The organism is Aquaspirillum serpens DSM 68 (assembly GCF_000420525.1).
In the GTDB taxonomy this organism is placed as follows: Bacteria; Pseudomonadota; Gammaproteobacteria; order Burkholderiales; family Aquaspirillaceae; genus Aquaspirillum; species Aquaspirillum serpens.
Genome location: NZ_ATVC01000081.1, coordinates 1 through 9,007, shown reverse-complemented (window position 1 = coordinate 9,007; position 9,007 = coordinate 1). Strand labels below are relative to the sequence as shown.

12 protein-coding genes and 1 pseudogene are annotated in these 9,007 nt (G+C 51.6%); 6 read left to right on the top strand and 7 right to left on the bottom strand.

Features of this window, described 5'->3' with window-relative positions; all coding sequences use genetic code 11:
* Positions 1-278: pseudogene (locus G465_RS0111955) on the bottom strand (amino acid ABC transporter substrate-binding protein); the annotation flags it as partial.
* Positions 279-463: 185 nt separating this feature from the next.
* Between G465_RS0111955 and G465_RS14665 the strand changes: the two are divergent.
* Both G465_RS14665 and G465_RS0111945 read left to right on the top strand, forming a co-directional pair.
* Positions 464-1,258, top strand: coding sequence for a DeoR/GlpR family DNA-binding transcription regulator (locus G465_RS14665; protein WP_022654687.1), 795 nt, complete (start codon positions 464-466; stop codon positions 1,256-1,258).
* 23 nt (positions 1,259-1,281) lie between these two features.
* Positions 1,282-2,439, top strand: a complete 1,158-nt coding sequence (locus G465_RS0111945) for a pyridoxal phosphate-dependent aminotransferase (RefSeq protein WP_022654686.1) — start codon at positions 1,282-1,284, stop codon at positions 2,437-2,439.
* On the opposite strand, the gene rfbC is transcribed toward G465_RS0111945, so the two are convergent.
* From rfbC to lptM, 4 genes are read right to left on the bottom strand one after another with little or no spacing between them, the layout of a single operon-like run.
* On the bottom strand, positions 2,436-2,987 hold the full coding sequence (gene rfbC, locus G465_RS0111940; RefSeq protein ID WP_022654685.1) for a dTDP-4-dehydrorhamnose 3,5-epimerase: 552 nt from the start codon (positions 2,985-2,987) through the stop codon (positions 2,436-2,438). The genes G465_RS0111945 and rfbC overlap by 4 nt on opposite strands.
* The gene (locus G465_RS14660) at positions 2,984-3,469 is read right to left on the bottom strand and encodes a GNAT family N-acetyltransferase (RefSeq protein WP_022654684.1); all 486 of its coding nucleotides are present in this window, start codon (positions 3,467-3,469) and stop codon (positions 2,984-2,986) included. The genes rfbC and G465_RS14660 overlap by 4 nt, the downstream gene beginning before the upstream one ends.
* Positions 3,469-4,719, bottom strand: a complete 1,251-nt coding sequence (gene lysA / locus G465_RS0111930) for a diaminopimelate decarboxylase (RefSeq protein ID WP_022654683.1) — start codon at positions 4,717-4,719, stop codon at positions 3,469-3,471. The genes G465_RS14660 and lysA overlap by 1 nt, the downstream gene beginning before the upstream one ends.
* 19 nt (positions 4,720-4,738) lie before the next feature.
* The gene (gene lptM / locus G465_RS16575; protein ID WP_155846560.1) at positions 4,739-4,861 is read right to left on the bottom strand and encodes an LPS translocon maturation chaperone LptM; all 123 of its coding nucleotides are present in this window, start codon (positions 4,859-4,861) and stop codon (positions 4,739-4,741) included.
* A gap of 72 nt (positions 4,862-4,933) precedes the next feature.
* Between lptM and cyaY the strand changes: the two genes are divergently transcribed.
* The 4 genes from cyaY to G465_RS0111910 are packed head-to-tail and all read left to right on the top strand — an operon-like array spanning position 4,934 to position 7,262.
* Positions 4,934-5,245: an iron donor protein CyaY gene (gene cyaY, locus G465_RS0111925; RefSeq protein WP_022654682.1), complete on the top strand. Its 312-nt coding sequence runs from the start codon at positions 4,934-4,936 to the stop codon at positions 5,243-5,245.
* Positions 5,245-5,670 (top strand): YqaA family protein, encoded by a 426-nt coding sequence (locus G465_RS0111920; protein WP_022654681.1) that lies wholly within the window; start codon positions 5,245-5,247, stop codon positions 5,668-5,670. The genes cyaY and G465_RS0111920 overlap by 1 nt, the downstream gene beginning before the upstream one ends.
* Before the next feature lie 33 nt (positions 5,671-5,703).
* Complete coding sequence (gene rsmA, locus G465_RS0111915) at positions 5,704-6,507, top strand: 16S rRNA (adenine(1518)-N(6)/adenine(1519)-N(6))-dimethyltransferase RsmA (RefSeq protein ID WP_022654680.1); 804 nt, start codon at positions 5,704-5,706, stop codon at positions 6,505-6,507.
* An 8-nt stretch (positions 6,508-6,515) separates the two neighbouring features.
* Positions 6,516-7,262, top strand: a complete 747-nt coding sequence (locus G465_RS0111910) for an amino acid ABC transporter ATP-binding protein (RefSeq protein ID WP_022654679.1) — start codon at positions 6,516-6,518, stop codon at positions 7,260-7,262.
* Positions 7,263-7,314: 52 nt separating this feature from the next.
* Here G465_RS0111910 and G465_RS0111905 read toward each other — a convergent pair whose 3' ends face one another.
* Together G465_RS0111905 and G465_RS0111900 are read right to left on the bottom strand one after the other, a co-directional pair.
* Positions 7,315-8,256, bottom strand: coding sequence for a homoserine kinase (locus G465_RS0111905; protein WP_022654678.1), 942 nt, complete (start codon positions 8,254-8,256; stop codon positions 7,315-7,317).
* An 8-nt stretch (positions 8,257-8,264) separates the two neighbouring features.
* Positions 8,265-8,597, bottom strand: coding sequence for a DUF2782 domain-containing protein (locus G465_RS0111900; RefSeq protein ID WP_022654677.1), 333 nt, complete (start codon positions 8,595-8,597; stop codon positions 8,265-8,267).
* Between the last annotated feature and the right edge of the window lie 410 nt (positions 8,598-9,007).

Here is a 9,007-nt window from a genome sequence, read left to right as displayed (position 1 = left end):
GTGACCAGATTGTATTTCACTTTCAGGCTTGGCAGTTTCAGCTCTTTTTTCAGTGCTTCAACCACTTTCAGCTGCAAGTCGTGGGAGTAACCAATCGGCTGGGAAGGATCGTTCCCGAGGTAGGAGAACGGAATCGAGGCATCGCGGTGACCCAAGACGATGGTGCCCGAGTCTTTGATTTTTTTCAGTGTACCGGTGTATTCAGCTGCTAATGCTGGCGTGGATAACAAAGCCGCAGCGACAGCAGCACCGATCAGACGAACAGAAAAATAACGCATGGGTAAGACTCCTGACGTGAGTGATGAACAAAGCTTAACACGAGCTGTTTTTGTGGGGTCAATTCATTTTTAATAGCAGCTGGTGATCACAAACGAAAGCGCTGCAACATAATTCACCTGATTTGCCGCCTTTTCGCTTTCGTGTTAAAACAAAGCCCCAAAATTTTGTCAGTTTGGTTGCCACTATGAATCGTTTGCCTCGTCACGAAGAAATTCTCAAGCTTGTCCGTGCTAGTGGCTTTATGCCCATTGAAGAACTCGCCCGCCGCTTAGATGTGACGCCCCAAACCATTCGCCGTGATATCAATCAACTGTCGGAAGAAAACCTCCTGCGGCGTTTTCACGGTGGGGCGGCGCTGGGGCCGAGCGTAGAAAATGAAGAATACGCCACCCGCAAAGTCAAAAACCAAAACGAAAAGACCCGCATTGCTGAATTATTAGCAGAACATATCCCCGATGATGCCTCTTTATTTATGAACATTGGCACGACCATCGAAGCGGTGGCGAAAGCCTTAATTGTACGGCATCAACATCTGCGGGTGATTACCAACAATATCCACGTTGCATCCATCCTGACACGACGGCCCGATTTTGAGGTGATTATCACCGGCGGCGTGGTGCGACCGAAAGACGGTGGTATCACGGGGGTGGCAACCTTAGACATGATTGAACAGTTCAAGGTAGATTATGCCATTGTGGGTGCCTCAGGCATCGACAGCGATGGCACCTTGCTCGACTATGACTATCGCGAAGTGCGGGCGGCAAAAGCGATGATGAAAAATGCCCGCCAAAAATGGTTGGTGGCAGATTCCAGTAAATTTGGTCGCAATGCAATGATGAAGCTCTGTCATATCGGTGAACTCAATGCGCTGTTTACCGATGACTACCCGCCTCCTGAGCTATTACCGATGTTGCAAGAACATAATGTGCGGGTTTATGTGCCAGGGCAAACACTGGAAACCCTCGACGACGAGGATTAAACTGAGTCGTTTTTGGGTGGTTTATGTCCTCTCGTCTTGCTCATGTTCATCCTTTCCATGTGATGGCGATTTTAGCGCGCGCACAACAGCTAGCCGCCGCCGGCCATGACGTGATTCATATGGAAGTCGGCGAACCCGATTTCCCAACCCCTGCCCCAATTGTCGAAGCAGGCCGCCAAGCCCTTGCCGACGGTAAAACCTTCTATACCCCTGCCTTGGGGATTCCAGCGTTGCGGGAAGCGATTGCAGCGTTTTATCAACAACGCTACGGCGTTACCGTATCGCCACGACGCATTGCGGTGACCACCGGTGCCTCGGGCGCGTTGCTGTTAACGCTGTCAGCCTTATTAGCTGCCGGCGACAGTGTGTTACTACCTGATCCCACCTACCCATGTAACCGCCATCTGGTCAGTCTATTAGATGCCGAACCCCTCTCGGTAGCGGTGGGGCCAGACACGCAATACCAACTCAATGCACAACATATCGCCGCACATTGGCAAGCCAATACCGTGGCGGCGATGATTGCTTCACCAGCCAATCCAACGGGGACTTTGATCAGTCCGACTGAACTTGCCGCTTTGTATGGTGCAGTCAAAGCACAGGGTAGGCAGTTGATTGTGGATGAGATTTACCACGGCCTGACTTATGGCATGGATGCCACGACCGCGCTGGCGTGTGCTGATGATATTTGGGTGATTAACAGCTTCTCGAAGTATTTCCAAATGACCGGTTGGCGTTTGGGGTGGTTGGTGATTCCGGAGGCGTATATCGATGCGGTAGAACGGGTGGCGCAAAACGTGTTTTTATCTGCCCCGACACCAGCACAATATGCGGCGCTGGCGGCTTTTACACCACAAACCATTGCATTACTTGAAGAACGGCGGCAAGTGTTCCATCAACGCCGTGATGTGCTGCTGGCGGCGTTTTCTGAGATTGGCTTCCGCTTCCCGACTCAGCCACAAGGGGCATTTTATGCCTATGCCGATGTGTCTGATTTGTGTGACAACAGTGCCACACTGGCAGCGAATTTGTTAGAACACACTCACGTTGCGCTCACCCCAGGCAAGGATTTCGGCCAACACGGGGCGACACAACATTTACGTTTGGCTTATACCTGCGATGAGGCGCGTATTCGCCAAGCCGCAGCGCGTATTGGCGAATATTTGCAACGGCAACGTTAAGCAAAGGTTTCTGCGTCAACAAACCGTCCTGCCGCAGCGTCTTTTGCTGAGAGCTGCGGCACGATATCACTCGGCAACTGCCAATCAATCGCCAAATCAGGGTCATTCCAAATAATCGAGCGCTCGTGTTCCGGTGCCCAATAATCGGTGGTTTTGTAGAGAAACTCGGCATAGTCCGACAACACCACAAAACCGTGAGCAAACCCCTCGGGAATCCATAATTGGTGTTTGTTCTCTGCCGATAAACGAACGGCAACCGATTGGCCAAACGTGGGCGAGCTGCGGCGTAAATCAACCGCAACGTCGATCACCTCACCCACTGTAACTCGCACCAATTTGCCCTGTGCTTGTTGAATTTGATAGTGCAAACCACGCAACACCCCACGCGCCGACCGTGAGTGGTTATCTTGCACAAAATCAGCTTTTACCCCTGTTAATTCTGTAAAACGACGGGCGTTAAAGCTTTCAAAGAAAAACCCTCGGGCATCACCGAACACCGTGGGTTCTAATAGTTTGACTTCAGGAATCGCGGTATCAAGACACTTCACTTTAAAGCCTTTTCCATCATTAAATAGGGTTGCCCACCAAGGCGAGCGGTTTTGAATCCTGCCGCACGATACAACGCTCGCGCCCGTCGGTTATCGGGACGCACTTCTAAAATTAATTTTGAAGCACCACAAGCCCGCCCAGCCTCGGCGACCGCTTCAAGTAAACGGCGGCCAATCCCTTTACCACGCCAATCGGGAAGCACCGATAAATCGTGCACATTGATCGTGGGCGCACCGGCAAAGCTAGAAAAGCCAAGAAAACATAACGCTGCCCCGACAATGTCATCTTGTTGGCAGGCGAGCAGGGTAAAGGTCGAGGGATGTTGGCGGAGTGCAGGAATCAACTGCTGTCGTGCCTGCTCAGACAACCCCTTGCCCCCGCCCATTGGGTCTTGGGCATAGGCCTCGGTCAAGGCAAGAATCGCCTCGGCATCTCGGGGGTTGTCTAAATCTGCCACACGAATCACGGTGGACTCGGACATCAGTTCACCAAATCGATTTCGTTTTCAATCAGTTGGGCGAAGGTTTCACGTTGTCGAATCAAACGCATTTCTTCACCATGAACTAACACTTCGGCGGCTCGAGGGCGGGTGTTGTAGTTGGAGCTCATAGTGAAACCATAAGCCCCCGCCGACATCACTGCCAATAAATCACCGGCTTGCACTGCCAATTCGCGGTTTTTACCAAGGAAATCGCCCGACTCGCACACCGGCCCCACCACATCGGCCAACTGTGGCGTTTGCTCAGGACGTGGGGTAACCGGTTGAATATCGTGCCACGCATCATACAAAGCAGGCCGCGCCAAATCGTTCATTGCCGCATCGACAATCACAAAGGTTTTACCATCACCTTGCTTGATAAATTCCACTTCAGTTAACAACACACCGGCATTGCCAACCAGAGAACGTCCAGGTTCCATCAACAGCTGTAATGAACGGCCAGCCAAACGCGAGGCCACAGCTTGGGCATAGGCGTGTAGATCGGGTGGTGTTTCCTCACGGTAGCGAATCCCCACGCCGCCACCAATATCAACATGGTGCAGCACAATGCCTTCGGCGGCTAATTGATCGACCAAGACAAGTAAACGGTCGAGGGCATCTAATAGTGGCGACAATTCAGTCAATTGCGAACCAATATGGCAATCAATACCCACAACATCCAAATGTGACAGGCTGGCGGCATGGCGATAGCAGGGCAAAGCTTCTTCCCAACGGATGCCAAATTTATTGTCTTTTAAGCCGGTGGAAATATAGGGGTGGGTTTTCGCATCAACATTTGGATTCACGCGCAGGCTAATAGGAGCGCGGACATCTAATGAGGCTGCCACAGCGTTGAGACGATCTAATTCTGTCGGCGATTCGACATTAAAGCAGAAAATCCCTGCTTCTAAGGCACGGCGCATTTCTGCTTCGGTTTTACCTACGCCAGAGAACACGATTTTTTTCGGATCACCGCCAATTGCCAATACCCGTTCTAGCTCACCACCAGACACAATATCAAAACCGGCACCTAAACGAGCAAAGTGTCGCAGCAGGGATAAGTTAGAATTCGCCTTGATGGCATAGCAAATCAGCGGATTGAGCGCGGCAAAAGCCTGTTGATAGCTTGAGAAAGCGTCAGTCAGGGCAGCACTGGAATAGACATAACATGGAGTGCCAAATTCTGCTGCCACACGAGTCAGGGGAAGTTGTTCGACGGTCAGTACACCGTCGCGATAATCAATAGCAGACACGGATATTTCCTGAGCAAAACTAGGGTTGTGAAGAGGTGGCCGCCGTTGGCGTGGTTGACGCCTTAGGCAAAAACAGCGGCCCTTTATAACCACAGGCTGTCAGTAAACTGACAAGCACCAAACAAGCAAGCAGTGGGCGCATGGTAGAACCGAGCAAAATCGCGATAGTATCACCAAATTGGCCAAGGCTTTGGCTGTGACAACGAGAAAGACCATGACTGAAAGTGAATTTTTAGACCGTGCTGAACAGATTTTTCAGCACATTCAAAACGTGTTAGATCAAGCTGAAAGCGATATCGAGGTGACCAATAAAGGGGCTGTTTTAGAATTGGAATTTAACGATGGCAGTCAAATCATTCTCAACCGCCACGCACCCAATCAAGAGTTGTGGATTGCCGCACGCAGCGGAGGTTTTCACTTTCACTGGCACAATGAAACTTGGTGTGATACCCGTGATGGGGTGGCGTTTTATGACCGTCTAATTGGGTTAATCGAAGCCGCCTGTGGCGAGACCGTGTCGTTCTAGTGGCGTGGTTAGATCTGTGGCTGCAACAATGGGGATTATGGGGGCTGACGCTCTCGGCTTTCGTATCAGCCACTGTATTACCGGGTAACTCCGAGCTGTTTTTGCTGTGGTATCTAAAACAACTGCCAACTCAGTGGGGGATCGCCGTCCTGTGTGCCAGCCTTGGCAACAGTTTGGGCGGTTTGACCAATGTGGTATTGGGCCGTTGTTTACCGTCACGGCAAACCCTACAACCACGCGCTCAAGCATGGTTGCAACGCTATGGTGCGGCGGCATTGTTACTGTCGTGGCTGCCACTGGTAGGCGATGCCTTATGTGTGGCGGCAGGGTGGTTGCGCCTACCGTGGTGGTCGGTGGTCTTTTTTTTATGTGTGGGTAAAACGCTGCGCTATCTTTTGCTGGCGTTGCCCTTTGTGCTGTTGTAGCCGAAAAACACTCGGTTTCTTTTGGGATCAGGCATGTCTCAAGCGACTCATGGCCATGTAGCGCGGAAGCGTTTTGGTCAAAACTTTTTGAATAACCCACAAGTGATTGACGATATCGTCAATGCGGTTAACCCTCGACCCGATTCGGTAGTGGTGGAAATTGGCCCCGGTTTGGGGGCGTTAACCGAACCGCTGTTGCAGCGCGTGACCCATCTGCATGTGGTCGAGCTTGATCGCGATTTGATTGCTCGCTTGCGTAAACGGTGGCCGGCGGAACGATTGACAGTGCATGAAGGCGATGCTTTGCGCTTTGACTTCGGCACCATCGCACCGCGTTACAAAATTGTCGGTAACCTACCGTACAACATCTCAACCCCACTGTTATTTCATTTGGCGACCTTTGCCGACCAAGTAGAAGACATGCACTTTATGTTGCAAAAGGAAGTGGTCGAGCGGATGGTGGCAGAACCGGGCTGTGCCGATTATGGCCGCTTGGGGTTGATGTTGCAGTATTACTTCTCGATGGAAAAATTGTTGGATGTGCCGCCCGGGTGTTTTAGCCCACCGCCGAAGGTTGATTCAGCAGTGGTGCGCTTAATTCCATATCAAACTTTGCCTTATCCGGCACAGGATGTCGCGGTATTAAGCCAACTACTCACCGAGGCCTTCAGCCAGCGGCGCAAAACCATACGCAATACCCTACGTGGATGGTTTGATGAAACAACCTTGGTCAACCAAGGGATTGATCCGAGCTGGCGGCCAGAAAACCTGACCCTAGCGCAATATGTTGCACTGGCAAACTTTGCCGTCGATCACGGCCACAAGCCGAATAAGTGAGGATTTGTATGATACGTTTTGTTGATGTGCACAAATGGTATGGCGATAAATTGCATGTGCTCAATGGCATCAATTTAGAAGTGCAACAAGGTGAAGTGGTGGTGGTGTGTGGCCCGTCGGGCTCGGGGAAATCGACCCTCATTCGATGCGTCAATCAGCTTGAACCGATCACATCTGGCGAGCTATGGGTCAATGGTCATAATGTGCACGACCCCAAAACCAATCTCAACGCGTTGCGTGCCGAGGTCGGGTTTGTTTTTCAACACTTCAACTTATATCCGCACTTGTCAGTGATGGATAACATCACGCTTGCCCCGATTAAAGTACGCAAAACTGATGTCAAACAAGCACAACAAGAAGCCGTGGCGTTGTTAGAAAAAGTTGGGCTGGCGCATAAAAAAGACGCCTTCCCCTCTGAATTGTCCGGTGGACAACAACAACGGGTGGCGATTGCACGCGGCTTGGCAATGAAACCGAAGGTGATGCTGTTTGATGAACCAACCTCGGCACTCGATCCGGAAATGATTGGCGAAGTGTTAAAAGTGATGAAGGATTTGGCCGAATCGGGTATGACCATGATGTGTGTGACCCATGAAATGGGCTTTGCGCGTGAAGTGGCTGATCGGGTGATTTTTATTGATCACGGTCAGATTCTTGAACAAGGCAAACCAGAACATTTCTTCTCGGCACCACAACACGACCGTACTAAACAATTCTTGAAGCAGGTTTTATCCCCAATGCACGGGGCAGCCTAAGACCTCGGTGGCAGAGAGATCGCCAACGGCCATCTCCTGCCACACCTTCAGCTTAGCTCAGCCAAAAATCTTGCCGGTGGCAGTGTTGCTGCAAAATGCGTTGGAAATGGCCAGGGTCTTTGGCAAAGGTCAGTTCCCCTGCTTGTGGGCAGTGGAAATCTAACAAGCGCGACGTCCAAAACCGAATTGCTGCTGCACGCAACATCAACGGCCATGCCGCCACTTCAGTCGCTTGTAATGGCCGCACGGCTTGATAGGCGGCCAACATGGCACGGGCACGCTCAGCATCAATATCACCGTCTGGCAAACTACACCAATCGTTGACCGCAATGGCGAGGTCATACAACCAAGCATCATCACAGGCATAGTAAAAATCAATAAAGCCGCTGATGTGATCGCCATCGAACAACACATTATCGCGGAACAAATCGGCGTGAACGACGCCACGCGGCAAGTCGGCAAACGATTGCTGTTGCTGTAAGGCCAATTCGCGTTGTAACAAGGCAACCTCATCCGCCGGCATAAACGGATACACCCGTTCTGCTGTCCGCTGCCACCAATCTAAGCCTCGAGGATTGCTCATGTGGCCGGTGAAAGTTTGTCCAGACACATGCATCTTTGCCATGGTCGTGGCGACTTGGGCGCAATGTGAGGCATTCGGTGTGGTAAGGTCACGGCCAGCCAAACAGGCCACCAAACAGGCCGGCTTATCACACAACAGACTGGCCAACTGTCCCTCTTGATCGGCGATAGGGGCCGCCACGGCCACGCCATGCTCGGCGAGGTGTTTCATTAAATCGAGGTAGTAGGGTAGCTCATCAAGTTGCAACACCTCGAACAAGGTCAACACATAGCGGCCTTGTTCGGTGGTGACAAAATAATTGGTGTTGGTCACGCCGGCGGCGATACCTTTGAGGTCAATTAAGGCGCCAAGGGAATAGCGAGAGAGCCAAGCGACAAGCGCTTCGGGGGTAACAGTGGTATAGACAGACATGAATACACTCAAAAACGGATGAGAACCCAACGCGGAATCACCATTCGATCGCCGCGATGATCAAAACGCTTCATTTGGCCACTGCCATCTTCATCGTAGAGGTAGTAAGGTTCGCCGATAGGCGGCGTAACCCTGACCATATACAGTTGGCCATTAACGCGATATTCCTCAACGGTACCCGATTCGTTCTTGGTAATTCGCACTTCGGGTTCAACGCCAACACCATCATCGATCAGATGCGTTGGGGGCGGGGGAACATCGGCTTTCGCTCTCGCCTCTGGTTGAACAGCCCAAGCGGACAACGGCAGGCATAACAATAAAGACAATAGCAGGCGACGCATCGGCCTCTCCTCGGGTAATGTCGGTTCACCATCACCGACATATTGATGATGGCAGTTTCCTGTTGATGGGAAATGTAGCAGACGCGTCAAATGACAGGTCGCACCCGCCTATTGTACCGCTTGCAGCGCATGCCGTCTTAATCGACCACCACTTGATTGCGACCTTGCGTTTTGGCGTGGTATAGCGCGATGTCGGCACGGGCTAATAAGGTTTCTGCAAGTTCGCCAAGGTGTTGACATCCTCCCCGCCCTAAAGAGCGGGGATTCCTACGGCGCTTTGGGCTGGGTTAGCCTAAAGTCACTTCGGCGGGTTCCTGCTGCTGGTGGCATTACGGCACCACTCACTTCACAGGCGAACTGGGTATGTCCTACCCTTTTGTTGTTTATGCGGCAGCTAAGATAGCTTGGCC

Coding starts and splice junctions, on each gene's coding strand:
- G465_RS14665 (WP_022654687.1), top strand. CDS start 464: ATGAATCGTTTGCCTCGTCACGAAGAAATTCTCAAGCTTGTCCGTGCT.
- G465_RS0111945 (WP_022654686.1), top strand. CDS start 1,282: ATGTCCTCTCGTCTTGCTCATGTTCATCCTTTCCATGTGATGGCGATT.
- G465_RS14660 (WP_022654684.1), bottom strand. CDS start 3,469: ATGTCCGAGTCCACCGTGATTCGTGTGGCAGATTTAGACAACCCCCGA.
- lptM (WP_155846560.1), bottom strand. CDS start 4,861: ATGCGCCCACTGCTTGCTTGTTTGGTGCTTGTCAGTTTACTGACAGCC.
- cyaY (WP_022654682.1), top strand. CDS start 4,934: ATGACTGAAAGTGAATTTTTAGACCGTGCTGAACAGATTTTTCAGCAC.
- rsmA (WP_022654680.1), top strand. CDS start 5,704: ATGTCTCAAGCGACTCATGGCCATGTAGCGCGGAAGCGTTTTGGTCAA.
- G465_RS0111910 (WP_022654679.1), top strand. CDS start 6,516: ATGATACGTTTTGTTGATGTGCACAAATGGTATGGCGATAAATTGCAT.
- G465_RS0111905 (WP_022654678.1), bottom strand. CDS start 8,256: ATGTCTGTCTATACCACTGTTACCCCCGAAGCGCTTGTCGCTTGGCTC.
- G465_RS0111900 (WP_022654677.1), bottom strand. CDS start 8,597: ATGCGTCGCCTGCTATTGTCTTTATTGTTATGCCTGCCGTTGTCCGCT.